This window comes from Amycolatopsis ruanii, from assembly GCF_003385175.1.
GTDB lineage: Bacteria > Actinomycetota > Actinomycetes > Mycobacteriales > Pseudonocardiaceae > Amycolatopsis_E > Amycolatopsis_E thermalba.
Genome location: NZ_PQHY01000094.1, coordinates 1 through 24,054, shown reverse-complemented (window position 1 = coordinate 24,054; position 24,054 = coordinate 1). Strand labels below are relative to the sequence as shown.

Here is a 24,054-nt window from a genome sequence, read left to right as displayed (position 1 = left end):
GCAACGAGGCACGAGCAGCAGCACTTGCAGCCTGGATCGAGCACTACAACACTGAACGCCGCCACAGCGCACTCGGAGGACGACCGCCCATCAGCCGGCTACCAACCTAACGGCCGGATACACCTAGGACTCGATGTCGGCCCAGACCTCCAGCTGGATGCCGTCCGGGTCGCGGAACACGATCACCGCCGAGCCGGGGAGTGTGCGCGACCGCTTGGCGGGGCTGTACTCCACCCCGTAGTCCGCCAGCCGCTGCTCCCACTGCTTGAGCTCACCGAACGTGGGCACGGTGAACGCGACGTGGTCCAGCCCGGTGCGCCGCTCGTCGAACGGGCCGCGCTCGGTGTCCGGGTGCTGCAGCAGCACCACCGAGAACGCGTCGCCCGGGGCCTGGAGCAGGACCTTCCGCAGGCCGGTCTCCGGATCCTCGCGCCGTCCGGTCTCCCGCAGGTCGAGCACCCGCTCGTACCAGGGCACACTCCGGTCGACGTCGGTCACCGTGAGGGCCAAGTGGTGCACTCCGGTCAGCTTCGACATGCAGTCCTTTCTCACCCGATCGTGCCCCCTCAGGAATGACAACGTCCCGTTCGGGTTCCCGGTTTCCACGGGTGTACCTGTGGATAACTCGAAGATTCATCCACAGGCTGTGGGCAAGTCAGCGACCGCCGCCGACCGGCAGGACCGCACCCACCGCGTAGGACGCCGCGGGCGAAAGCATCCACAGGACCGCCTCGGCGATCTCCGCCGGCTGACCGGGGCGCGCGAGCGGGATCGTCGGCGCGATCCGGTTCACCCGATCCGGCAACCCGGCCGCCGCGTGCAGGCCGGTGTCCACCAGGCCGGGTGCCACCGCGTTCACCCGCACCCCCTCGCCGGCGACCTCCTGCGCCAGTCCCCAGGTCAGGGTCTCGACCGCCGCCTTCGTCGCCGCGTAGTGCGTCCACTCGCCGGGCGAGCCGGTGCGCGCGGCCGTGGACGAAATGTTCACCACCGCACCACCGGCCCCGCCGTAGCGGGTGGACATCCGCCGCACCGCCTCCCGGCAGCACAGGAACACCCCGGTCACGTTCACGTCCAGCACCCGGCGCACGGTCGCCACGTCCTGCTCGTCGAGGCGCCCGGGCGTGTTGCCGGTGATCGCCGCGTTGTTGACCACCGCGGTGACCGGCCCCAGCCCGGCCGCCGCGTCGAACAACGCGATCACGTCGTCCTCGGCAGCCACGTCGCCCCGCACGGCCAGCGCCTTCCGGCCCGACTCGCGCACGCGCGACACGACCTCCTCGGCGGCCGCCGAGTCGCTGGCGTAGTTGACCACCACGTCGTACCCGCGCGCGGCGCCCAGTTCAGCGACCGCCGCGCCGATACCCCGGCTGCCCCCGGTGACGACGAGGACGCCGCTCATATCACGAAGTTCTGCAGCGGCAGGTTCTCCAGCACCAGGTCGGCCCGGCTCGCCGTGGTCTCGATCAGATCCGCGTTGCGCTGGTCGCTGCCCAGCGCGCGGCTCCGCGCCTCCACCAGCGTGCGGCCGTACCGCCGGTGCCGGGTGACCAGCCGCTCGATCCGCTCCTTCTCGTCGGGCCGCAGGTACCACACCTCGTCGACCAGGCCGCGCACGTCGCTCCACGGCTCGTCGTCGACCAGCAGGTAGTTGCCCTCGGTGATGACCAGCGGCACGTCCGGCGGCACGCACACCGCACCGGCGATCGGCTCCTCGATCTCGCGCCGGAACAGCGGCGCGTACACCGTCTCCTTGGTCTCCTTGATGCGGCGCAGCAGGCTCACGTACCCGAAGGCGTCGAACGTGTCCGGCGCGCCCTTGCGCTCGGTGCGGCCCAGCCGCTGCAGCTCGACCTGCGCCAGGTGGAAGCCGTCCATCCCGACCACGACCGCGCGGTTGCCGAGCGCGTCGGCCAGCCCGCGGGCCAGGGTGGTCTTGCCCGCCGCGGGCGCGCCCACGATCCCCAGGATGGACCGCCGCCCCCGCGCCACCAGGCCCTCCGCCCTGGTCAGCAGCTCGTCGAACGTCGGACTCGTCGCCGTCATCGCACTCCCAACTTCGCTACCTCCGAAACCCACGCCCGGGGCCCCGCGTGCCGCACCTTTTCCGCGGCCACCTCGTTGGCGAACCGGATCAGCTCCGGCAGCCGCAACCTCCCGACGCCGTACACCAGCGCCCCGTACACCAGCGCACCGTGCCAGACGTCCCCCGCGCCCAGTGTGTCCACCGCGCGCACCGCGGGCACCTCGATCTCACCAGCTTCGCCGCCCGATTCCCAGCGCACCGGCCGGGGTCCGTTCGTCACGATCACCGTCGGCACCCCGCGTTCCCGCAGGTCCGGCCCGGGCGCGCGGAAGTGCGCCGAGCAGGCCGCGATGTCGACCAGCGGCAGCAGCTCGTCCATGACCGGTTTCCAGCTGCCCGCGTCCAGCACGACCGGGATGCCGCGCGACCGGGCCCAGCGCGCGACGCCCACCGCCAGCCGCGGCAGGTGCCCGTCGACCAGCACCGCTCGGACGCCGTCCGGTATTTCGGACGGCATCGCGCCGGGGTCCGTCCCGGCGTTGCGGGAGACGACGGTCCGTTCGCCGTCCCGGTCGCGGACCGCGACGGCGCTCACCGCAGGTGGTTCGTCCTGCTCGGGGGCGGTGCCGACGGCCCGCACGCCGTGCGCGGCCAGGTCGGCGCGGGCCAGTCCGGCCAGCGGGTGCCTGCCCAGTGCCGTCACCAGGACGGCCTCCGCGCCGAGGGCCGCGACCGTCACGGCGGCGTTCGTCGCCGGTCCGCCCGCGGCCACCGCGACGCTCGACGACTGCACCTTCTCGCCGGGCGACGGCAGCTCCGCCACCCGCTGCACGAGATCGACCGTGCACAGCCCCGCGAGCAGGACGGTCACGCCGACAACCCCGTCCGGACCGCCGACTCGACTTCCTCCACCCGGCCGTCCGCCCCGACCCGCAGCGCGCCCGTGATCAGCCCGACCACCTGGTTCATGCTGGTCGTCTTCGGCGACACCACCCCGACCCGCTTGCCCAGCCGGTGCACGTGGATGCGGTCCGCGATCTCGAACACGTGCGGCATGTTGTGGCTGATCAGCACGACCGGCAGGCCGCGCTGCCGGATCCGGTCGATCAGCTGGAGCACCTTCGACGACTCGGCCACGCCGAGCGCGGCCGTCGGCTCGTCCATGATCACGGCCTTGGTGCCGAACGCCGCCGCCCGCGCCACCGCCACGCCCTGCCGCTGACCACCGGAGAGCGTCTCGACCGGCTGCGTGATCGACTTGATCTTGATGTCCAGCTCGTCGAGCACCCGCTGGGCCTCGGCGCGCATCTTCGCCGTGTCCAGCTTGCGGACCAGCCCGAGCACGCCGCCGCGGCGGATCTCCCGGCCCAGGAACATGTTGGTCGCGATGTCCTGCGCCGGCGCGAGCGCGAGGTCCTGGTAGACGGTCTCGATGCCGCAGCGGCGGGCGTCCAGCGGCGTGCGGAAGTGCACCGGCTCACCGTCCACGAAGATCTCGCCCGCGTCCGGCACCAGCGCCCCGGACAACGCCTTGATCAGGCTCGACTTGCCGGCGCCGTTGTCGCCGACCACGGCGAGCACCTCGCCCGGTTCGAGGTCGAAGTCCGCGCCGTCGATGGCGGTCACGCGGCCGTACCGCTTGACCAGGCCACGCGCTGACAGGGTCGGGGTCATTTCTGCCTCCTGGCCAGCCGGTCCACGGCCACCGCGGCGATCACCAGCGCACCGGTGGCGACGTCCTGGTAGAGCGAGTCGACGCCGAGCTGGGTCAGCCCGGAGCGCAGCACCGTCACGATCAACGCACCCATCATCGTCCCGAACACCGATCCGCGACCGCCGAACAGGCTGGTGCCGCCGAGCACGACCGCGGTGATCGAGTCGAGGTTGCCGAGCTGGTAGGCGTTCGGGTCGGCGTTGGGCACCCGGCCCAGCGCCTGCCACGCGGCGATGCCGAAGATCAGCCCGGCGACCAGGTACACCGACACGATCGTCCGGTTGACCTTGATGCCGCTCAGCCGCGCGGCTTCCGGCGCGTTGCCGACCGCGTAGACGTGCTTGCCCCACGCGGTCCTGGTCAGCGCGTACCAGAGCACGAGGTACATCACCAGCGCGAGCGTCATGCCGTAGGTGACCGGGATGCCACCGAACAGGTAGCGCCGGGTGCCCAGCCACGCGAGCAGCGAGTCCGGCGCGATCGGCACCGCCTGGCCGTCGGCGACCAGCTTGGCCGCCGCGGTGAGCATGGTGAACAGGCCCAAGGTGACGATGAACGGCGGCAGCTTGACCCGCGTCACCAGCGAGCCGGTGACCAGTCCGAGCACCGTGGCGACCAGCACGCCGAGGATGAGCGCGAAGATCCCGGGCACCCCGCCGACCAGTAGTTTCGCCATCAGCAGGGTCGCCAGGACCATCGCCGCCGCGTTCGACAGGTCGATGCCGGCGGTGAGGATGATCAGCGTCTGGCCGAGCGCGAGCGTGCCGACCACGAGCGACTGCTCGACCACCAGCGACAGGTTGTCCAGTTCCAGGAACGTGCTGGTGGACACCGAGAACACCACGACCGCGACGACCAGCGCGAGCGCGGGACCGATCGCCGGGGCGCGCAGGAAGAACTCGCCGAGCGATTCGCGCCTGTCCACAGTGGATGCCGTCATTTCGTCCCCCAGCAGTTCTGCAGGCCCCACGTGGTGTCCTGACTGGGCACACCGGGCATCGGGCGGTCGGTGATCACGACCGAGCCGGTGTCGATGAACCCGCTCGGCTTCTGCCCGGTCCGCGCGTACCGCACGGCGGCGGTGACGCCCTCCTCGGCCATCTTGCGCGGGAACTGCATGACCGTCGCCGCGTACAGGCCGTCGCGCACGTTCTGCACGCCCTGGCAGCCGCCGTCGATCGACCCCATCAGGATCCGCAGGCCGCGGGCCTGCAGCGCGGCGTACGCACCGCGCGCGGTCGGCTCGTTCATCGTGTAGACGGCGTTGATGTCCGTGGTGCGCTGGAGCAGGTTCTCCATCTTCTGCTGGGCGATGGACTGGTCGCCGTTGGCGTTGTCCCGTCCCACGATCGCCGGATCACCGTCCTTGAGACCGATGCCCTCGAGGAACCCGTTGTGCCGGTAGGTGTCCACGGTGCTGCCCGCGGTGCCGTCGATCATGATCACCTTCGGCGCGGCGGGGCCGAGCGCGGCCTTGACGTAGGCGCCCTGCTGGCGGCCGGCCGCGACGTTGTCCGTCGCGTAGGTGGCGTCGACCGCGCTGGCCGGCTCGGTCGCGGTGTCCAGCGCGATCACCATGACGCCGGCCTGACGCGCCCGCTCGATCGCGGCGAGCACGCCGGTCGAGGAGTTCGGGGTGATCAGGATGGTGGTGACGCCCTGCTGGACCATGTTCTCGATGGCCCGGACCTGGCCGTCGTTGTCGCCGTCGAACTGGCCGGCCAGCGCCATGAACTCGGCGCCTTGGGCCCGCGCGGCGGCGCTTGCGGCGTTGCGCAGCTCCACGAAGTACGGGTTCGTTTCGGTCTTCGTCACCAGGCCGACCTTGGCTTGCCCGCTGCCAGCCGGGGCGGAACTGCCACCCCAGTGGCGTTCGACGGTGCACCCGCTGACGGCCAGCAAGCCGGCCGTGACGAGGCACAGGAGACTCCGGTGTCTCACGCTGCCCTCCCCATCGAGGCTGATCGTTTGCCGACGGGGACGGTAGGAGGGCATACACTACTCCGGCAAGCGTTTGCGCAAACGCTTGCGGATCGCCCGTGCTCGTTGGAGAACTCTGATGCCGTCCAGGCCCACCCAGAAGGACGTCGCCGACCTGGCCGGCGTCTCGATCACCACCGTCTCACACGTGGTGAACGGGACGCGTGCGGTGGCCCCGGAGACCAAGGCCGCGGTGCTGCGCGCCATCGAGGAGACCGGGTACACCGGCGACGCGATCGCCCGCTCGCTGGTCACCGGCGGCACCCGGCAGATCGGGGTCGCGATCTCGCTGCTGGCCAACCCGTACTTCGCGGTCCTGATGCAGGCGATCGAGCGGGAGGCCGCCGCGGCCGGGTACACGGTGCTGCTCGCCGACACCCACGACACCGTGAAGACCGAGCAGGAGACGGTCCGGACGCTGCGGTCCCGGCGGGTCGAGGGCATGCTGCTGACCCCGGCCGCCGGGGACGGCCGCGTGATCAGCGAGCTGGTGTCGCTCGGGCTGCCGACCGTGCTGATCGACCGGCTGACCATGCGGACCGACGTCGACCAGGTGGGCTCGGAGAACATCCAGTCGACCTCGGCGCTGACCGAGCACCTGGCCTCGCTCGGGCACCGGCGGATCGGGTTCGTCGGCGGGATGCCCGGGCTGGCCACGTCGGAGGAGCGGACGCTGGGGTACCGGCTCGGGCTCGGGCGCGGCGGGTTGTCGTGGAACCCGGAGCTGGTGGTGTCCGGGCACTCCTCGCGCGAGGGCGGCGCGGCGGCGACGGCGAAGCTGCTGTCCCTGCCGGACCGGCCGACGGCGCTGGTGGTGGCGAACGACTCGATGATGGTCGGCGTGCTGCACGAGGTCCGCCGCCGCGGGTTGCGGGTCGGGGCGGACCTGGCGCTGGCCGGCTTCGACGACGTCGAGTGGTCGGACCTGGTGGAGCCACCGCTGACCACGATGGCCCAGCCGATCGAGGAGATCGGCCGCCGCGCGGTGCGGTTGCTGCTGGCGCGGATCAAGGACCCGGACCGCCCACACGAGACGATCCGGCTACCGCCGCGCCTGATGCACCGCGCCTCCTGCGGCTGCGCCCCGTAACGCGGCGCCGACCTCACACACGGGAACGCAGAACTCACGCACCGGAGCGTGGGACTCGCGCGCCGGAGCGTGGGACTCGCGCGGTTGGCGAGTTCTGCGTTCGGGGGCGCGAGTCCCACGTTCCTGCCTGCGAGTCCCACGTTCCTGCCTGCGAGTCCCACGTTCGGTCGCGCGAGTTCTGCGTTCGGTGCCGTTGCTAGAGCGTGGCTGCGGCCTCCAGGAGCATCCACGCGCCCAGCTGCACCGAGAGGTCGCGTGACGGATGGCGTTGCGGCAGCGGCGGGGTCGGGGCCGGCTCGCTCCACTCCGGACTGAACAGCGGGCCGCCGTAGGCGTCGGCGGCTCCGGTCCACGCGGCTTCCGCGGAGGCCAGCACCAGGTCGCGCGCGGCATCCGTCTCCGGGCCCGGCGGCATCCGGTGCACGGCGAGCGCCAGGTACCGCGCCAGGATTCCCGCGAAGAGGCCGCCGTCGCCGCCGCCCTGCGCCCGCCGCACCCCGCCCGGCGCGCAGTTCGCGGCCACCGCCCGGATCGTCCGCGCCGCACGGTCCACTTCGGACATCTCCAGGCAGGCGCCGAGGAAAACCCCCTGGCAGTACGTGTAGATCTCCTGGACCAGGTCGGCACTGTCCACCCGCAACCCGTCCCACACCAGGCCGGAATCGGGGTCGACGAGCGTCTTCTCCATCCAGTCCAGCAGTTCGCGGGCCCGTGCCACGTCACCGGCCCTGGCGAACAGGATCGCCGCCGGGCCGTTCGACGGCGCGTTCTTGAACCGGTCGCCGCGCCGCCACCAGATGCCGCCGCCGCCCTCCGTGGTCCACCCGGACCGCAGCTCGCCGAGGAAGAAGCTCACGTCCCGGCCGGTGCGCTGCAACGCGAGCCCCAGCCAGGCCAGGTCGTCGTAGTAGTCGTTGCGCCAGCTGCCCCGGTTCCGCAACCGCATCGACGACACGAACCGGTCGATCGCCGCCTCGCGCGCCGGCGTCGGGTCACGCAGCTGCGCGTCGGTCAGGCAGTCCAGGAAGTGCGCCTGCCACCAGTAGTTCCAGTGCCGGTGCAGCCGCTGGTCGAGGGTCGCCGGCCAGCCGCTCCGGGCGAGCAACGTGCCCGGCAGGCCCCAGACCCGGCGCAGGTGCCGGGTGACGATCGCCCGTTCCGCGGCGGCGGCCCAGTCGCTGTGCATGAACCCATCATGGATTGGCCCTCGACACATCGCAGGGTTCCGTCGACGATCAGAGGATGACGACGGCGCATGTCACGTGTCCGCTGTGCGAAGCCACCTGCGGTCTGACCGTCACGTTCGACGGCGGCCAGGTCACCGAGGTGCGCGGGGACGCCGAGGACGTCTTCTCCCACGGCTTCATCTGCCCCAAGGGCGCGTCGCTGGGCGCGCTGCACCACGACCCGGACCGCCTGCGCACCCCGCTCGTCAAACGCGACGGCAAGCACGTCCCGGTCTCCTGGGATGAGGCGTTCGCCGAGATCGACACCCGCCTGCTGCCGATCATCGAAACGTACGGCCGCGACGCCGTCGCCGTCTACGCGGGCAACCCGAGCGTGCACAACCTGTCCACCGCGCTCTACGGCCGCGTCTTCTTCAAGGCGCTGGGCACCAGGAACTTCTACACCGCGGGCAGCGTCGACCAGCTGCCCAAGCACTACTCCAGCGGCTACCTGTTCGGCGACGGCATGACGATCCCGGTGCCGGACGTCGACCGCACCCAGCACCTGCTGATGCTCGGCGCGAACCCGCTGGTTTCCAACGGCAGCCTGATGACCGCGCCCGACATGCGCGGGCGGCTCAAGGCGATCCGGGAGCGCGGTGGCAAGGTGGTCGTGGTCGACCCGCGCCGGACCCGCACCGCCCAGGTCGCCGACGAGCACCACGCGATCCGCCCCGGCACCGATGCGCTCCTGCTGTTCGCGCTGGTCAACGTGCTGTTCGCGGAGGACCGCGTGAGCCTTGGCCACCTCGCCGAGCACGTCACCGGCGTCGCGGACGTCGCCGAGCTGGCCCGCGACTTCCCGCCCGAGGCGGTCGCCCCGGTCACCGGCATCCCCGCCGGCGACATCCGCCGGATGGCCCGCGAACTGGCCGCCGCCGAGTCCGCGGCGGTTTACGGTCGTATCGGAACCACCACGCAGGCGTTCGGCACCCTCACCAGCTGGCTCGTCGACGTGCTCAACGTCCTCACCGGCAACCTCGACCGCCCCGGCGGCGTGATGTTCCCGCTCGCCGCCGCCGGACAGGCGAACAGCGCGCCGGGCAAGCGCCGCCCGTTCCGGCACGGCCGCTGGCGCACCCGGGTGCGCGGGCTGCCCGAGGTGCTCGGCGAGGTCCCGGTCGCGACCCTGGCCGACGAGATCCTCACCCCGGGCGACGGTCAGGTCCGCGCCCTGATCACGGTCAGCGGCAACCCGTGCCTGAGCACCCCGAACGCCGGGCGGCTCGCGGAATCGCTGGCGCGGCTGGACTTCATGGTGTCGCTGGACATCTACCGCAACGAGACGACCCGGCACGCCGACGTCATCCTGCCCGGGCCCACCCCGCTGGAGCGCCCGCACTACGACGTCGCGCTGTACCAGCTGGCCGTGCGCAACGTGGCGAACTGGACGCCGCCCGCGATGCCCGGCGACCTGCCGCCGGAGTGGGTGACCATGCTGCGGCTCACGTCCATCGTCACCGGGCAGGGCCCGAACCCGGACATCGAAGCGCTGGACGCGTTCGTGGCGGCACAACTGGCCCAGCGGTCCGGTCTCGAACCGGCCGCCGGCCGCCGCGGCCCGGAGCGCCTGATCGACCTGATGCTGCGCGCCGGGCCGTACGACCTGACCCTGGCCGACCTGGAAGCCGCCCCGCACGGCGTCGACCTCGGGCCGCTGCGGCCGCGGGTGCCGGAGGTCCTGTCCACCGCGAGCGGGAAGATCGAGCTGGCGCCGGAGGCCATCACCGCCGACGTGCCGCGCCTGGCCGCGGAACTCGCGCACGTGCCGGACGGCGAGCTGGTGCTCATCGGACGGCGGCAACTGTCGTCGAACAACTCGTGGATGCACAACCTGGAACCGTTGGTGCGCGGGAAGAACCGGTGCACCGTGCAGGTCCACCCGGCGGACGCGGCTCGGCTCGGGCTGGCCGACGGCGAACCGGCGCTGGTCAGTTCGACAGCCGGCGAGATCGAGGTGCCGGTGGAGGTCACCGAGGAGATCCGGCCGGGCGTGGTCAGCATCCCGCACGGCTGGGGTCACGGCGGGCCGGGCACGCAGACCGCGGTCGCCGCGGCGCACGCGGGCGTCAACAGCAACCTGGTGGCCGACGAGACGCTGCTGGACGCGCTGTCCGGAACCGCCGTGCTGAACGGGATCCCGGTCGAGGTGACGCCTACCAGGCCGCCGACAGGTCCGCGTGCTGTCTGATCCAGGCGTGCATCACGATGCCGGCGGCGACCCCGGCGTTGATCGAGCGGGTGGACCCGAACTGCGCGATCGACACGACCATCGCCGCCGCGTCGTGCGCCTCCGCGGACAGGCCGGGGCCCTCCTGTCCGAACAGCAGCACGCAGTCCCGCGGCAGCTCGGCGGTTTCCACGCGCTGCGAGCCGGGCGTGTTGTCCACGGCGACGATCGCCAGGCCGCGCTCGGCCGCGTAGGCGACCAGTGACGGCACGTCCGGGTGGTGCTCGAGGTGCTGGTACCGGTCGGTGACCATCGCGCCGCGCCGGTTCCAGCGCCGCCGCCCGACGATGTGCACGGCCGCCGCGGCGAAGGCGTTCGCGGTGCGCACCACGGTGCCGATGTTGTGGTCGTGCTGGAAGTTCTCGATCGCGACGTGGAACGGGTGCCGCCGCCGGTCGATGTCGGCGACGATCGCCTCGCGCCGCCAGTACCGGTAGGCGTCCACGACGTTGCGGCGGTCGCCCTCGGCCAGCAGGTCCGGGTCGTAGCGCTCGTCGGCGGGCCACTCGCCCTCCCACGGGCCGACGCCCACCGGTTCCCGGGCGGTCCACTCGGTCGGGCCGGTCTCGTCGCTCATCGGACGTGCTCGCTGAGGTCGGCGAGCAGGTCCGCGGTCGCGATCGTGAGGTCCTGCTGGGTCATCTCGCCGGGGAACACCGCCGCGAGGTGCTCGGCGGTGAAGAACAGGGTCTGCGTGGTGAGCCGCTGTGCGACGTCGGGTGGGAGGTGGGCGGCGGCGTTCTGGGCTCGTACGGTGAGCGACGGCCCGGGCACCGGCCGTGGCACGAGGATCATGGTGGCGGCGCGCGTGGTCGAGAGGTGTTCGGTGCGGTAACGCAACTGGAGGACCCGCACCGGCGCGCCACGGCAGTTCCCGCCCAGCTGCAGGTTCACCGCGATGCCGTGGTGGTTGCCGGACCCGAGCACGTCGTTGAGGGTGACGAACGTCGCCTGCAGCGGCGGCACCGGTGAGTCGTCGGGCCGCCAGCCGGTGCGCGCGGCAAGTGCTTGCACCCCCTCGGCGAACGCGTCCTGCGCGGCACGCACCCGCGGGCGCACGACCAGCCCGGCGACCAGGCCGCAGAGCACGATGCCGAGCAGGATCAGGACGATGACCACACCGGTGATTGTGTCCTAGGCCTGCGGCATGGCGTGCGTGGCCGGGTGCTCACGGTGCTTCCAGCGCAGGTAGGCGCCCGCGTAGGAGAAGGCCACCAGCGCCAGCGCGACCACGGCGACCGCCGGCAGCATCGAGCGCGGGAACACCGTGTCGTAGAGGTAGTAGGCGTTGAACCCGCCGGGGAGCGGGCCCAGCCCCTGCAGGCCGCGGAAGTAGTCCTCCAGCGCGGTCAGCGGGCACGGGATCGGGAAGACGTTGACCAGCACGCCCCAGATGGCGAAAAACACGTGCACGAAAACACTGCGTGGCCAACGCCACGCGAGAAACCCGCCGAGGCCGATGTAAAGCAGGGCCAAAATGTGCACTCCGACCGTTATGTCGGCCAGAACTCCCGCGATCGTCACGCCGCCCCCTTCCCGCGATCCCCCTGGTATCGAGATTACTCCTGATCACGCCAGGAATGTCGACTCGAATTCCGGAGATCACTTCGGGGATTACCCCTAGGGGGCGGCGTGAATCGGCTACAGGCCGAGGTCGTCGAGGTCGAGCAGATACCGGTAGGCGAGGCCTTCCTTCTCGATCGCCTCGCGCGCACCGGTGCCGCGGTCGACGACCGTCGCCACGCCGACCACGGTCGCACCGGCTTCGTTGAGCGCCTCGACGGCGGTCAGCACGCTGCCGCCGGTGGTCGAGGTGTCCTCCACCGCGAGCACCCGCTGACCGGCGACCTCGATGCCCTCGATGCGGCGCTGCATGCCGTGCGACTTGGTGGCCTTGCGCACCACGAACGCGTCGAGCACCTTCCCGTCCGCCGACGCCGAGTGCAGCATCGCGGTCGCGACCGGGTCCGCGCCGAGCGTGAGCCCGCCCACGGCCACGTAGTCCCAGTCCGCGGTGAGCTGCCGCATGAGCCGGCCGATGAGCGGGGCCGCCGCGTGGTGCAGCGTGGCCCGCCGCAGGTCGATGTAGTAGTCGGCCTCCTTGCCGGAGGCCAGCGTCACCTTGCCGCGCACCACCGACAGCTCGGTGATGAGACGTGCCAGTTCGAACTTCGCTGCCTGATCCAACCCGGGGTTCGCCACGACGGGAAGTCTTACACACGACCACGACACCCCCGCGCCCTCGACGGTCAACGCGCGGCCACGGAGATCAACGAGCTGCGCGACCTGGTGGCGGGCAGCCGACGCCCGGTGCCGCCTCCCGCGACGCCCCGCGGGAGGCCGCGTGACCGGGCACGGCCGGGCGGCACCGGAGGACCTGGTCACCCACGACGACCCCTGGAGTTCGCGGACGCGGGCCTCGGCCCGATGCGCCGATGCAGCCGCAACGAGCCGCCGCAGCCGATGCCCACGCGCGAGTCCTGGTACGCGCTGCCGACCGGCGACACGGGCGCGGTTCTGGCGGAGTCCGCCCTCACGGACGCGATCCCGGTCACGATGCGCACGGGCACGTCCGCCTGGTAGCACGACCAGCCGTCCGGTGGCCAGGCGCATCTACGTCAGCCCAGCGCTGGACGCGGGAGGCCCGCAAGGCGCGGTGCGCGGCCTTGATCCGCCGGTTCGGCGCGGTGCACGTCTGGAGTGGCAACGCCGGTTCCGGCAGCGGGCTCACTGCCGCCTGAAGATCCCGCCCACCTGCGACGCGGGCCGGATCGCGGAGCGCATGGCCGTCCACCCGAACCGCAGCGGGGCGGTCACGCGTGTCAGCGGGCAGGGCGTGCTCGCCCTCAGCGGGAGCTGATCGTCCGCGCCACCTCGTCCACCACCGTTCGCGTCGACGGCTGCCACACCAGCCACGTCACCAGCTCCAGCGCCGGTTCCACCACCGGCCGCCACGGCCAGCCGGGCAGCAGGCGCGTTGCGGAGTGCTCGGTCAGCAGGACGGCGTCGGACTTCGTCGCCTCGGCGCAGGCCCGCGCGTGCTCGGAGAACTGCGCGAACTGCCACAGCGGCACCACCCCCGCGTCGTGGGCCGCGACCACCAGGCGGTCGTGCGCGACCGGCACCTGCTGCCTGCCGTGGGCGAGGATCCGCATCCCGTCCAGGTCGCGCAGGCGGCACGCGGCACCGTCGGCGAGCGGGTGGCCGGGCCGGACGGCGACCCCGAACGGCTGGTCGAACAACCGCGCGCCGCGCAGGCTGCCGACCGGCTGCTCGTGCACCAGCCCCAGGTCGAGCCGGCCCTCGCGGACCATTCGGAGCTGGTCGGTGCTGCTCGCCTCGGTGAGCGTGACCGCGGCGTGCGGCACCGCCGAATCGAGCGCGGCCAGCGTCGCCAGCAGCCAGTCCGCGGACAGCCCGGGCGGGATCCCGATCTCCACGACCTCCCGCGTCCGGCGCGCGGCCGCGTGCGTGGTTTCCCGGGTGGCGTCGGCCAGGCGCAGCAGGAGCACCGCGTGCGAGTGCAGCGCGACACCGGCCGGGGTGAGCGTCGTGCCGGTCGCGCCGCGCTCCAGCAGCGGCGCCCCGATGTCCCGTTCGAGCTGCCGGATCTGACGGCTCAGCGACGGCTGGGTGAGGTGCAGCCGTTCCGCCGCCCGGGTGAGCGAGCCCTCCGCCGCGACGGCGACGAAGTACCGCAGGTGCCGCAGCTCCACGCGTCCCTCCCCTGCCTGATAGGCATGACCGGCCTGATTAACCGGCATTGGACAGGCACGTGTCAAGGCACGTGTACTACTTCCTGCCTCTCAGGCAGGACATCGAAGGAGAAGGGACGCTCAACGATGAGTCGAACTCCCGGCCGGGACCCGTACCGCTGGGTGGTGCTGGTGCTGTCCTGGGCCGCGTTCACCATGACGTCGGTGGACCGGTCGACGTGGGGACCGGCGTCGGTGGCGGTGGGCGAGCACCTGGGGGTCTCGCTCGCCGGGCTGGGCGTCTTCGCCACCGGTTACTACGTCGGTTACGTCATCTCGAACGCGGCAGGCGGCGTGCTCACCGACTGGCTGGGCGCGCGCGTCGTGATGGGCGCGTCGCTGTTCCTCGCCGGCGGGTTCATGATCCTGTTCGGCGAGACCGACTCGGTCCCGGTCGGCATCGCCTTCCAGGCCGCGGTCGGGATCTTCGCCGGCTGCGACTACTCCGCCGGTGTGAAGCTGATCGCGCAGTGGTTCACGCCGAAGGACCGCGGGTTCGCGATGGGCGTGTTCATGACGGCGACCTCGCTGGGCACCGTGATCGCCAACGCGGTCGTGCCGCGCCTGCTCGTATCCGCCGGGTGGCAGACCTCCTACCACGTCTTCGGCGGCGCGTCGATGGTGATCGCGGTGCTGTGCCTGCTGCTGGTGCGCACGCGGAAGGAAGACACCACCGAGCGCGCGGTGCCGGACCTGCGCCCGCTGGCCCGCTCGCGCGACCTGTGGCTGCTCGGGGTGGCCGGGTTCGGCGGGCTGTGGGGCACCTACGGGTTCATCACCTGGTCCAACGCCCTGATGGTCAAGGGCATCGGCCTGAGCGGGGTGCAGGCGGGCGGGGTGGTCGCGATCTTCGGGATCACCGCGATCGCCGCGAAACCGTGCATCGGGTTCGTCTCCGACCTGCTCGGTGGCAGGCGGAAGGCGCTCACCGTGGTCGTGCTGGGCGCGTTCGTGGTGGCGCTGCTGGTGTTCGGCACCCGCGACAGCCTGTCCGGGTTCCTGTGGGTGGCGCCGTTCCTGGGCGTCGCGGCCTACGTCTACAGCCCGCTGATGGTCGCGATGATCCCGCGCATCGCCGGGGTGGGCCTGGCCGGTTCGGCGGCGGGCGCGACCAACGCGTTCTGGCAGCTGGGCAGCACGGTGGTGCCGGTGGTGCTGGGCGCGGTGTTCCAGGCGACCCATTCGTTCTTCGCGGCGTTCGCCACGCTGGCGGCGGGCCCGCTCGTGGGAGCGCTGCTGATGCTCGGCGTCCGGGAACAGCGGACGGCGCCTGATCGCGAGAAGGAGACCGTGTGAAGTACGACGTGATCGTCGCCGGGGGCGGGTCGGCCGGGATCGCTGCGGCGGTCGGCGCCCGGCGGGCCGGGGCCCGGACGCTGCTGATCGAGCGCGGCCCCTGTCTCGGCGGGGCGGCGACGCTGCGGAACGTGGTGACCTACTGCGGTTTGTTCACCCGCGACGACCGCGAACAGGTGGTGTTCGGTGTCGCCGGGGAAGTGCTCGACGGGCTGCGCGAGCTGGGGGCGGTGAGCGAGCCGACGCGGTTCACCGCGGTGGCCGTGGTGTTCGATCCCGAGGCGGTGAAACGGGTCGCCGACGACCTGTGCGACGCCGCCGGGGTGGACGTGCTGCTGCACTCGCACCTGCTCGGCGCGTCCAGAGTGGACGATCGGGTGCACGCGGTGCGGGTGGCCGACCACTCCGGCGTGCACGAGTACACGGCTTCGGTGTTCGTGGACGCCACCGGGGAGGCCGACCTGGCGCAGCACGCCGGTGCGGAGGTGCGGTACGGCAACGACGGCTGGGTGCAGAACGGCACGCTGGGCGTGCGGTTCGGCGGCATCCCGGCGGAGGCGCAGGTCACCCGCGAGGCCGTGCGCGAGGCGGTCCGGGCGGCGAAGGCGCGGGGTGTGCCCGGCCTGACCGCGGAAGGCGGGTTGATCGCGCGGATGCCGGTGTCCGGCGACGTGATCACCTACCTCGCCGACGAGGGCTACGACGCCCGCGACGCCGCCGACACGAGCCGGGCCGAACGCAGCGCCCGCCGGCAGGCCGCCGCGTACCTGCGGGTGATCCGGACGCTGCCCGGCTGCGCGGACGCCTACATCGTCAGCACCGGCCCGGAACTGGGCACGCGCGAGTCGCGGCACCTGGTCGGCCGGACCCAGCTGACCGAGAAGGACGTGCTCTCGCCGGGCCCGGTGGACGACGCGGTGGCGGTCGGCGCCTGGCCGATCGAGTACCACCCGGGCGTGGGAGTGCCGTCGGAGTGGCGGTTCATCGGCGAGCCCGGCTACTACGGCATCCCGCTCGGCGTCCTGTGGAGCCGGAACACGCCGAACCTGTTCTGCGCCGGCCGCACGGTGGACGGCGACCGCGGCGCGGGCGCGTCGCTGCGCGCCATGGGGACCGCCTTCGCAACCGGCCACGCGGCGGGCGTCGCGGCGGCGCTCAGCGCTCGCGGCGAGGTAAGCGCTCCCGCGGTACGCGAGGAGCTGCAGCGGCAGGGCGCGCGGCTACCGGACTGAGTCGCCCGGGGCGCGACCGCTGCCCACCCTCACGCAGCGGCGCCCCGGTTGCCGGGCTGCGGCGGCGGGGCGCGTGGGCGCGAGGCGATGCGCCAGGGGCGACTCGGCCCGGCCCCCTGCTGTGCCGGTGCAGCCTGCGCGGAAGTCCGCGCAGCGGCGCCCGGTTGCCGGGCTGCGGCGCCGGTCGCCTCGGGCGCGGGTGCTCGCGGATTCGCCGTGGGGCCGTGCGGCGAGGGTAGTTCCGCCGGCCCGCGTGTCGCGCTCGCCCGGTAATGCCGTCCGCGCAGCACCACCTACCGGCCTGCCCGGCGCGAGCATCTGCGCCCCCGTTCGGGCGGACGCGTCAAGGTCTCCGGTCACCTCTTGCGGCATCGCGCCGCTGAGCCAGAGCGTCGCGAAACCGTGCTCCGTCGCCAGCGCGGTCACCATGCCCGCCTTGTCGCGGAAGTGGTGGGCCGGCGCCGCGTGCGACGCCCCGGCCGGCGTGCCACGTTGCGCAGGCTCAGCGCCGCCGCGCCGGGCTCGCCGATCGTTTCGGCCGCCGTGTCCAGGATCGCGCGCCGGAGGTCGCCGTGGTGGTAGGAGCCCCTCGTCATCCTGGCCGTCGTCACGCGTCGGCATGCGGGAGCAGTGATGCAGGTCGTGTTCCTGGCCGCCACGCTGGCGGTGTTCGGGCACGCGCGGCAATCAGGCCCGGCTGAACCGCCCGGCCCACTCCCGCAGCTGGTCACGCAGTTCGGCCGGTTCGACGACCCGGAAGTCGGCGCCCAGTGAGCCCAGTGCCAGCGCCGGCCAGTCCAGGGACGCCGTCGTCATCCGCACCCGGCACCGGCCGGCGTCGACCTCCTCGACCGTCGCCCACCGGCCGATCCGCTCCCGCGCCACGGCCGCCGGAACGTCGACGAGCACCTCCACCTCGTACGGCTGCGGCAGCGCGCCGAGTGAGCTGCGGACGAACTCGGCGGCGTAGGCGGCGGGCAGCTCGCGCGGCCGGAACCGGGCGCCGGTGCCCGTCGGCTCGCTGAGCCGGTCGATGCGGAAGTTGCGCCACGCGTGCCGGGTCAGGTCGTAGGCGACCAGGTACCACTGGCGCCCCAGCGGGACCAGCCGCAGCGGCTCGACCTCCCGCGCCGACTCGCGGCCCGCGGCGTCCGTGTAGGCGAAGCGGATCCGTTCGTTGTCCCGGCAGGCCAGGGCGATCGTGGTGAGCAGGACCGGGTCGATCCGGGGCGCCGCCGCGCCGGACCACACGGCGGGCACGGTCATCGCCCGCAACGCGTCGACCCGGCGGCGCAGCCGCGCCGGCATCACCTGCACCACCTTCGCCAGCACCCGCACCGACGACTCCGCGATGCCCTCGACCGAACTCTGCGCGGCCGTCTGCAGCCCGACGGTCAGCGCGACCGCCTCTTCGTCGTCGACTACGAGCGGCGGCAGCGACGCGCCCGCGGCGAGCTGGTACCCGCCGTCGACGCCGCGCTGGGCCTCCACCGGATAGCCCAGCTCGCGCAGGCGGTCGATGTCCCGCCGCAGCGTCCGCGGCGAGACGCCCAGCCGGTCGGCCAGTTCACCGCCCGGCCAGTACCGGTGGGTCTGCAGCAGGGACAGCAACCGCAGCGTCCGCGAGCTCGTGTTCGCCATGTTCCCGATTCTCCCGCAATTGCGGCCAGGAAGTGGCCGCTTTGCCTTTTACCTTGGTCTCAACGACGACGAAGGGACTTGAAAATGACCTCCACCGAGACCGTCACCGGCGAGCGCGCGGACCTGCTGGCGATGCTGGCCAAGCACCGCTTCTTCCTGACCTTCACCACCCGTGGCCTCACCGACGACCAGGCCCGGCAGCGGACCACGAAGAGCGAGCTGTGCCTTGGCGGGCTGATCAAGCACGTGACCTCGGTCGAGCGGAACTGGGCGACCTTCATCGTCGAGGGCGCCTCCGCGATGCCGAACTTCGAGGAGATGACCGAGGCGGACTTCGCGCAGCGGGAGAACGAGTTCAAGCTGCTGCCGGACGAGACGCTGGCCGGCGTGATCGCCGAGTACGAAGCGGTCGCGCGCCGCACGGACGAGCTGGTCGCGACCGTGGACCTGGACGCGGTGCAGGAGCTGCCGAAGGCCCCGTGGTTCACCGACGAGGCGTGGTCCGCGCGCCGGGTGCTGATGCACATCATCGCCGAGACCGCCCAGCACGCGGGCCACGCCGACATCATCCGCGAGTCCCTGGACGGCCAGAAGAGCATGGGCTGACGGGTGTCAGCGGCGGCGTCAGCGCGGTGGCGGGCCGGTGTCAGCGCCTCCGGCGAAAGTTGTCCTCAACAGCGAGAACAACGAGCACAGGAGAGCACGATGCAGAACTTCGACACCCCCGCCCCGATCTCCGCCGTCGTCGACATCCCCGCCGGGAGCATCCGGTTCGTGGCCGCCGACCGGGCCGACACCGCGGTCGAGGTCCGGCCGGCGGACGCCTCGAAGCGGCGCGACGTGAAGGCCGCGGAGCAGACCACGGTGGCCTACGCCGACGGCGTGCTGCGGGTCGAGGCCCCGGCCGGGAACCAGGTCCTCGGCAGCTCCGGCTTCGTCGAGGTGACGGTCCAGCTGCCGGCCGGGTCCGCCGTCGAGGCGACGGCGGCCAGCGCGGAGGTGCGCGGCGTCGGGCAGCTGGGCGCGGTCACCGTCGAGGGCGCGCACGGCGAGGTCGAACTCGACGAGGCGACGAGCGTCCGCGTCACCACGCAGGCCGGCGACGTCACGGTCGGCCGCCTCACCGGTTCCGCGCGGATCAGCACCGGCAAGGGCGACATCCGCATCGCCGAGGCCGAGCGCGGCGAGATCGTGCTCCGCGCCCAGGCCGGCGACCTGTCGATCGGTGCCGCCGCCGGGGTGTCCGCCACGCTGGACGCGGGAACCGACTACGGCCGCATCCACAACGCGCTGCGGAACACCGGCGACGCCGGGCTCACCATCCACGCGACCACGGCCTACGGCGACATCAGCGCCCGCAGCCTGTGACTCCTCAGGTGCGGTCGCGCCCCGCGACCAGGCTGCTGATCCGACGCAGCAGGCCGCGGGGCAACAGACCGCCGATCGCCACGACCGCCTTGTACTGCGGGGACGGGATGGAGATGACCTTGCCGCGGCGCAGGTCCGCCAGGCCCTCGGCGACCACCCGGTCCGCGGAGAGCCAGAACGCCTTCGGCCCCGGCTTCTCCAGCCCGGCGCGCTCGTGGAACTCGGTTTCGGTGAAGCCGGGGCACAGCGCGGTCATCCGGATGCCAGGCGGCAGCGCCGCGGCGATGCCCTCGGTGAAGGACGTGACCCAGTTCTTGCTCGCCGTGTACGTCGAGCCGCGGCCGGAGAAGAAACCGGCCACGCTGGAGACGTTGATGATGTCGCCGCGGCCCCGCTCGATCATCCCGGGCAGGGCCGCGCGCGTCAGGCGCAGCACGGCGGTCACGTTCACGTCCAGCTGCGCCTGCAGCTCGTCGACCGGCGCGGTCCAGAACTCCCCGGCCAGGCCGAACCCGGCGTTGTTGACCAGCAGGTCGACCGGCTCCGCGGCCAGCCGCGCCTCGACCGCCGCCCGGCCGTCCACCGTGGCGAGGTCGGCGGGCAACGCCACCGCCTTGATCCGGTGCCGCTGCGACAGCTCACCGGCAAGCGCTTCCAGCCGCTGCGCGTTGCGGGCGACGAGGACCAGGTCGTAATCCTCCTCGGCGAGCCGGCGCGCGAACGCGGCGCCGATCCCGGCGGTCGCGCCGGTGACGAGCGCGGTGCTCACTGGGCCGGCCCGGCCGGTGGCGGCGTGCTCAGGCCCGGCTGCTCGGACTGGCCGGGCTGCCAGTGCCGGGTCGCGCCGGCGTCGTACTCCTCGTCGAACGGGTCCACGATGTCGGCGATCTCGCCGAGGTCGCGCAGCAGGCGCTCCAGGCGGGACGGCCCGGCCTGCGGCGCGACGCTGGCGAGCACCCACTCGTTCTCCAGCCACGCCACGCCGACGTCCCCGCCGAGCGCGTCGGCGGCGTCCACGAGTTCCTGGGTGATGACCGCGCGGGCGCCCTCGGGGTCGTCCGCGAACGCGTAGCGCTGGCCCACCGGGCCGAGCAGCTCCGGCATGTCCGCGCGCTGGAACGGCACGCTCGCCAGCCACAGCTCGACGAGCACCGGGTGCACGCGGTTGCAGCGCACGGCGACCACGACCGCCGGGATCTGGCCGTCGGCCTCGATGTCGAACACGAACACCGGGCGGCGGCCGTCGGCGGTGAAGGTCGAGCCGACGACGACGTTGACCGCCGTCTCGGCGCGGAAGTACCCGAGCGCGCCGCCGGACCACTGCCGGACGAGCCGCTCGTCCTCCTCCACGAACTGCCATCCGCGCAGGTCGGACCAGCGCATCCGCTCCCGGTTGCGGGAGCCTTCCCTGGTCCGGTCCACGGCGAGCAGCAGCAGCCCTGCCACCAGTGCGACGGCGGCGATGACGAACCAGACCCACGCCGGAATACCCACGAGGGTGAGGGTAGCGCGCCGGGCCGCTGAACCAAGGTCAGCGGCCCGTGTCGCAACCCGTTAGTCCACCCGGGTGACCACGAGCGTGTCCCCGGAGTCCAGGTCGGGCACGTCCACCCGCACCGCGTCGCCGTCTCGGACCTCACCGGCCAGCAGCTTCTTCGCCAGCTGGTCGCCGATCGCCGACTGCACCAGCCGGCGCAGCGGCCGGGCGCCGTAGATCGGGTCGAACCCGTTCAGCGCGAGCCAGTCGCGGGCGCCCGGGGTGACCTCCAGCGTCAGCCGGCGCTGGGCCAGCCGCGCCGCCAGCTTCGCCACCTGGATGTCCACAATGGACGTCAGCTGCTCGGTGTCGAGCGAGTGGAACACCACGATGTCGTCCAGCCGGTTCAGGAACTCCGGCTTGAAGTGCCGCTGCACCGTGGACAGCACCGCGTCCCGCCGCTGGCGCTCGTCGAGCGCGGCGTCCGCGATCGCCTGCGAACCGAGGTTCGAGGTCAGGATCAGGATCGCGTTGCGGAAGTCGACCGTGCGGCCCTGGCCGTCGGTCAGCCGCCCGTCGTCGAGCACCTGCAGCAGCACGTCGAACACGTCCGGGTGCGCCTTCTCGACCTCGTCCAGCAGCACCACCGAGTACGGCCGCCGCCGGACGGCCTCGGTCAGCTGGCCGCCCTGGTCGTAGCCGACGTACCCCGGGGGAGCGCCGACCAGCCGCGCGACGCTGTGCTTCTCGCTGTACTCGCTCATGTCGATGCGGGTCATCGCGCGCTCGTCGTCGAACAGGAACTCCGCCAGCGCCTTGGCCAGCTCGGTCTTGCCGACGCCGGTCGGGCCGAGGAACAGGAACGAACCGGTCGGCCGGTCCGGGTCGGCGACCCCGGCGCGCGTGCGGCGCACCGCGTCCGCCACCGCCGTCACGGCCTCGCGCTGGCCGACGACCCGCCTGCCCAGCTCCTCCTCCATCCGGAGCAGCTTGCCGGTCTCGCCCTCCAGCAGGCGGCCGGCCGGGATGCCGGTCCACGCGCTCACCACGTCGGCCACGTCGTCGCTGCCGACCTCTTCCTTGAGCATGACATCGGCCGCGGACGAGCTGTTCGCGGTGTTGCGCTGCGCCGCCTCCAGCTCCTTCTCCAGCGCCGGGATCTTGCCGTAGCGCAGCTCGGCGGCCCGGCCCAGGTCGGCGTCGCGCTCGGCCCGGTCGGCCTCGCCGCGCAGCTGTTCCAGCTGCTCCTTCAGCTCGCGGACCTTCTCGATCGAGCCCTTCTCGTTCTGCCAGCGGGCGGTGAGCGCCGACAGCTCCTCGCGCTTCTCGGCCAGCTCGGCGCGCAGCGCGGCCAGCCGCTCGATCGAGGCCGGGTCCTCCTCCTTGGACAGCGCCATCTCCTCGATCTCCAGGCGCCGCACGGCGCGCTCGACCTCGTCGATCTCGACGGGCCGGGAGTCGATCTCCATGCGCAGCCGGGAGGCGGCCTCGTCCACCAGGTCGATCGCCTTGTCCGGGAGGAACCGCGCGGTGATGTAGCGGTCGGACAGCGTCGCGGCCGACACCAGCGCGGCGTCGGTGATGCGGACACCGTGGTGCACCTCGTAGCGCTCCTTGAGGCCACGCAGGATGCCGATGGTGTCCTCCACCGACGGCTCGCCGACCAGCACCTGCTGGAAGCGCCGCTCCAGGGCGGCGTCCTTCTCGATGTGCTGGCGGTACTCGTCGAGCGTGGTGGCGCCGACCATGCGCAGCTCACCGCGGGCGAGCATCGGCTTGATCATGTTGCCGGCGTCCATGGCGCTCTCGCCGGTCGCGCCCGCGCCGACGATGGTGTGCAGCTCGTCGATGAAGGTGATGACCTGTCCGGCCGACTCGGTGATCTCCTTCAGCACGGCCTTGAGCCGCTCCTCGAACTCACCGCGGTACTTCGCGCCGGCGACCATCGAACCCAGGTCCAGCGCCACGACCCGCTTGCCGCGCAACGACTCCGGCACGTCACCGGCCACGATCCGCTGGGCCAGGCCCTCGACGATCGCGGTCTTGCCGACGCCCGGCTCGCCGATGAGGACGGGGTTGTTCTTGGTGCGCCGGGACAGCACCTGGACCACCCGGCGGATCTCCGCGTCGCGGCCGATCACCGGGTCCAGCTCGCCCTTGCGCGCGCGGTCGGTCAGGTCGACGCCGTACTTTTCGAGCGCCTTGAACGTGCCCTCGGGGTCGGGGCTGGTGACGCGGGCCGAGCCGCGCACCTTGGTGAACGCCTCACGCAGCGCGTCCGGGGTGGCGCCGTGCCGCTTCAGCAGGTCGGCCACCTGACCGCCCTCCGCGGCGAGGCCCACCATCAGGTGCTCGGTGGAGACGTACTCGTCGCCGAGTTCGGTCGCGAGCTTCTGGGCGTGCGTGAGCGACTTGACCGCCGGCGGGTCGAACTGCGGTGTGGACACGGTCGCGCCGGTCGCCGAGGGCAGCCCCTGCGTGATCGGCTCCAGCTCCTTGTGCACCTGCCGCGGATCGGCGCCCACCGCCGTCAGCAGGGGACCGGCCAGCCCGTCGCCCTGCGCCAGCAGCGCGCCGAGCAGGTGTGCGGCGGTGACGCTGGGGTTGCCCGCCACGGTCGCCGCCTGCGCCGCCGACGAGATCGCCTGCTGGGTCTTCGTCGTCGGGTTGAAAGCGTCCATCCCACACTCCATGTCGCATGCCTGCCGGAGACCTTCCTCCAGGTCCCTCGACATCTACAACGTCAACAAAGTTGAGCGTGTTCCGCTCAACCCGGATTTTCTCTTGCCGAATGGTCGAGGCATGCCTGATGGTCCTTGCGAGCCGGTCGCGCCCAGCTCGGCGAACTGCCCGACCCGTCGCTGCCGGACGCGTCACTCGTCTTCGCGCTGTCCCCGTTACCTTTTTCGTGGTTCCTGATCAAGGAGCTGTGGTCGCCAGGTTCGGTATGACTGATGCCCCCAGTCGAGGTCATGATCCGGGGGGTGGTGTCGCCGGGCCTGGTGGCATCGGGGGACCG

At 72.4% G+C, this 24,054-nt stretch carries 24 protein-coding genes and 1 pseudogene; 7 read left to right on the top strand and 18 right to left on the bottom strand.

Annotated elements, in window-relative coordinates:
• Window positions 1-110 (top strand): integrase core domain-containing protein (locus D0D28_RS31610; protein ID WP_162831250.1); only part of this gene is annotated, 110 nt, incomplete at its 5' end.
• A 13-nt stretch (window positions 111-123) separates the two neighbouring features.
• Here the strand turns inward: D0D28_RS31610 and D0D28_RS31605 are convergent.
• The 7 genes from D0D28_RS31605 to D0D28_RS31575 form a co-directional block, all read right to left on the bottom strand.
• Complete coding sequence (locus D0D28_RS31605; RefSeq protein ID WP_094006500.1) at window positions 124-537, bottom strand: VOC family protein; 414 nt, start codon at window positions 535-537, stop codon at window positions 124-126.
• A 118-nt stretch (window positions 538-655) separates the two neighbouring features.
• The gene (locus tag D0D28_RS31600) at window positions 656-1,402 is read right to left on the bottom strand and encodes an SDR family oxidoreductase (protein ID WP_116114734.1); all 747 of its coding nucleotides are present in this window, start codon (window positions 1,400-1,402) and stop codon (window positions 656-658) included.
• Window positions 1,399-2,046: a nucleoside/nucleotide kinase family protein gene (locus D0D28_RS31595; protein ID WP_116114732.1), complete on the bottom strand. Its 648-nt coding sequence runs from the start codon at window positions 2,044-2,046 to the stop codon at window positions 1,399-1,401. The genes D0D28_RS31600 and D0D28_RS31595 overlap by 4 nt, the downstream gene beginning before the upstream one ends.
• Window positions 2,043-2,897, bottom strand: coding sequence for a PfkB family carbohydrate kinase (locus D0D28_RS31590; protein ID WP_116114730.1), 855 nt, complete (start codon window positions 2,895-2,897; stop codon window positions 2,043-2,045). Before D0D28_RS31590 ends, D0D28_RS31595 begins: the two co-directional genes overlap by 4 nt.
• Window positions 2,894-3,700 carry an ATP-binding cassette domain-containing protein gene (locus tag D0D28_RS31585; RefSeq protein ID WP_094006496.1) on the bottom strand — a complete coding sequence of 269 codons (807 nt, stop codon included), beginning with the start codon at window positions 3,698-3,700 and terminating at the stop codon, window positions 2,894-2,896. The genes D0D28_RS31590 and D0D28_RS31585 overlap by 4 nt, the downstream gene beginning before the upstream one ends.
• The gene (locus D0D28_RS31580) at window positions 3,697-4,680 is read right to left on the bottom strand and encodes an ABC transporter permease (RefSeq protein WP_094006495.1); all 984 of its coding nucleotides are present in this window, start codon (window positions 4,678-4,680) and stop codon (window positions 3,697-3,699) included. The genes D0D28_RS31585 and D0D28_RS31580 overlap by 4 nt, the downstream gene beginning before the upstream one ends.
• Window positions 4,677-5,681 carry a substrate-binding domain-containing protein gene (locus D0D28_RS31575; protein WP_162831249.1) on the bottom strand — a complete coding sequence of 335 codons (1,005 nt, stop codon included), beginning with the start codon at window positions 5,679-5,681 and terminating at the stop codon, window positions 4,677-4,679. Before D0D28_RS31575 ends, D0D28_RS31580 begins: the two co-directional genes overlap by 4 nt.
• A gap of 118 nt (window positions 5,682-5,799) precedes the next feature.
• On the opposite strand from D0D28_RS31575, the gene D0D28_RS31570 reads away from it, so the two are divergent.
• Window positions 5,800-6,810: a LacI family DNA-binding transcriptional regulator gene (locus D0D28_RS31570; RefSeq protein WP_116114726.1), complete on the top strand. Its 1,011-nt coding sequence runs from the start codon at window positions 5,800-5,802 to the stop codon at window positions 6,808-6,810.
• Window positions 6,811-7,006: 196 nt separating this feature from the next.
• Here D0D28_RS31570 and D0D28_RS31565 read toward each other — a convergent pair whose 3' ends face one another.
• Window positions 7,007-7,996: a glycoside hydrolase family 76 protein gene (locus D0D28_RS31565; RefSeq protein WP_116114724.1), complete on the bottom strand. Its 990-nt coding sequence runs from the start codon at window positions 7,994-7,996 to the stop codon at window positions 7,007-7,009.
• Between the two features lie 56 nt (window positions 7,997-8,052).
• Between D0D28_RS31565 and D0D28_RS31560 the strand changes: the two genes are divergently transcribed.
• Window positions 8,053-10,227 carry a molybdopterin-dependent oxidoreductase gene (locus tag D0D28_RS31560; RefSeq protein WP_116114722.1) on the top strand — a complete coding sequence of 725 codons (2,175 nt, stop codon included), beginning with the start codon at window positions 8,053-8,055 and terminating at the stop codon, window positions 10,225-10,227.
• On the opposite strand, the gene D0D28_RS31555 is transcribed toward D0D28_RS31560, so the two are convergent.
• From D0D28_RS31555 to D0D28_RS31535, 5 genes are all read right to left on the bottom strand, one after another.
• Window positions 10,193-10,843: a TrmH family RNA methyltransferase gene (locus D0D28_RS31555; protein ID WP_094006490.1), complete on the bottom strand. Its 651-nt coding sequence runs from the start codon at window positions 10,841-10,843 to the stop codon at window positions 10,193-10,195. The genes D0D28_RS31560 and D0D28_RS31555 overlap by 35 nt on opposite strands.
• Window positions 10,840-11,385 (bottom strand): hypothetical protein, encoded by a 546-nt coding sequence (locus tag D0D28_RS31550; RefSeq protein ID WP_116114720.1) that lies wholly within the window; start codon window positions 11,383-11,385, stop codon window positions 10,840-10,842. Before D0D28_RS31550 ends, D0D28_RS31555 begins: the two co-directional genes overlap by 4 nt.
• Before the next feature lie 15 nt (window positions 11,386-11,400).
• Window positions 11,401-11,784 (bottom strand): DUF2784 domain-containing protein, encoded by a 384-nt coding sequence (locus tag D0D28_RS31545; protein WP_094006527.1) that lies wholly within the window; start codon window positions 11,782-11,784, stop codon window positions 11,401-11,403.
• Between the two features lie 123 nt (window positions 11,785-11,907).
• Window positions 11,908-12,468, bottom strand: coding sequence for an orotate phosphoribosyltransferase (gene pyrE, locus D0D28_RS31540; RefSeq protein WP_116114718.1), 561 nt, complete (start codon window positions 12,466-12,468; stop codon window positions 11,908-11,910).
• 644 nt (window positions 12,469-13,112) lie between these two features.
• A complete protein-coding gene (locus tag D0D28_RS31535; RefSeq protein ID WP_094006486.1) occupies window positions 13,113-13,982 on the bottom strand; it encodes a LysR family transcriptional regulator in 870 nt (289 codons plus the stop codon).
• A gap of 126 nt (window positions 13,983-14,108) precedes the next feature.
• Here D0D28_RS31535 and D0D28_RS31530 point away from each other — a divergent pair, with 126 nt between their 5' ends.
• Window positions 14,109-15,317, top strand: a complete 1,209-nt coding sequence (locus D0D28_RS31530) for an MFS transporter (RefSeq protein WP_240323433.1) — start codon at window positions 14,109-14,111, stop codon at window positions 15,315-15,317.
• Window positions 15,314-16,549 (top strand): FAD-dependent oxidoreductase, encoded by a 1,236-nt coding sequence (locus tag D0D28_RS31525; protein ID WP_116114714.1) that lies wholly within the window; start codon window positions 15,314-15,316, stop codon window positions 16,547-16,549. The genes D0D28_RS31530 and D0D28_RS31525 overlap by 4 nt, the downstream gene beginning before the upstream one ends.
• Before the next feature lie 387 nt (window positions 16,550-16,936).
• On the opposite strand, the pseudogene D0D28_RS37140 reads toward D0D28_RS31525, so the two are convergent.
• Both D0D28_RS37140 and D0D28_RS31515 read right to left on the bottom strand, forming a co-directional pair.
• Window positions 16,937-17,145, bottom strand: a pseudogene (locus D0D28_RS37140) (TetR/AcrR family transcriptional regulator); the annotation flags it as partial.
• Window positions 17,146-17,236: 91 nt separating this feature from the next.
• Window positions 17,237-18,190 (bottom strand): helix-turn-helix transcriptional regulator, encoded by a 954-nt coding sequence (locus tag D0D28_RS31515; protein ID WP_116114712.1) that lies wholly within the window; start codon window positions 18,188-18,190, stop codon window positions 17,237-17,239.
• 84 nt (window positions 18,191-18,274) lie between these two features.
• Here D0D28_RS31515 and D0D28_RS31510 point away from each other — a divergent pair, with 84 nt between their 5' ends.
• The gene (locus tag D0D28_RS31510; RefSeq protein WP_094006482.1) at window positions 18,275-18,796 is read left to right on the top strand and encodes a DinB family protein; all 522 of its coding nucleotides are present in this window, start codon (window positions 18,275-18,277) and stop codon (window positions 18,794-18,796) included.
• A gap of 99 nt (window positions 18,797-18,895) precedes the next feature.
• Window positions 18,896-19,558 (top strand): DUF4097 family beta strand repeat-containing protein, encoded by a 663-nt coding sequence (locus D0D28_RS31505; protein ID WP_094006481.1) that lies wholly within the window; start codon window positions 18,896-18,898, stop codon window positions 19,556-19,558.
• A gap of 4 nt (window positions 19,559-19,562) precedes the next feature.
• Here D0D28_RS31505 and D0D28_RS31500 read toward each other — a convergent pair whose 3' ends face one another.
• From D0D28_RS31500 to clpB, 3 genes are read right to left on the bottom strand one after another with little or no spacing between them, the layout of a single operon-like run.
• Window positions 19,563-20,327, bottom strand: a complete 765-nt coding sequence (locus D0D28_RS31500; RefSeq protein WP_116114710.1) for an SDR family NAD(P)-dependent oxidoreductase — start codon at window positions 20,325-20,327, stop codon at window positions 19,563-19,565.
• Window positions 20,324-21,052 (bottom strand): hypothetical protein, encoded by a 729-nt coding sequence (locus tag D0D28_RS31495; protein ID WP_094006479.1) that lies wholly within the window; start codon window positions 21,050-21,052, stop codon window positions 20,324-20,326. Before D0D28_RS31495 ends, D0D28_RS31500 begins: the two co-directional genes overlap by 4 nt.
• Window positions 21,053-21,112: 60 nt before the next feature.
• Complete coding sequence (clpB, locus tag D0D28_RS31490) at window positions 21,113-23,716, bottom strand: ATP-dependent chaperone ClpB (protein ID WP_116114708.1); 2,604 nt, start codon at window positions 23,714-23,716, stop codon at window positions 21,113-21,115.
• Between the last annotated feature and the right edge of the window lie 338 nt (window positions 23,717-24,054).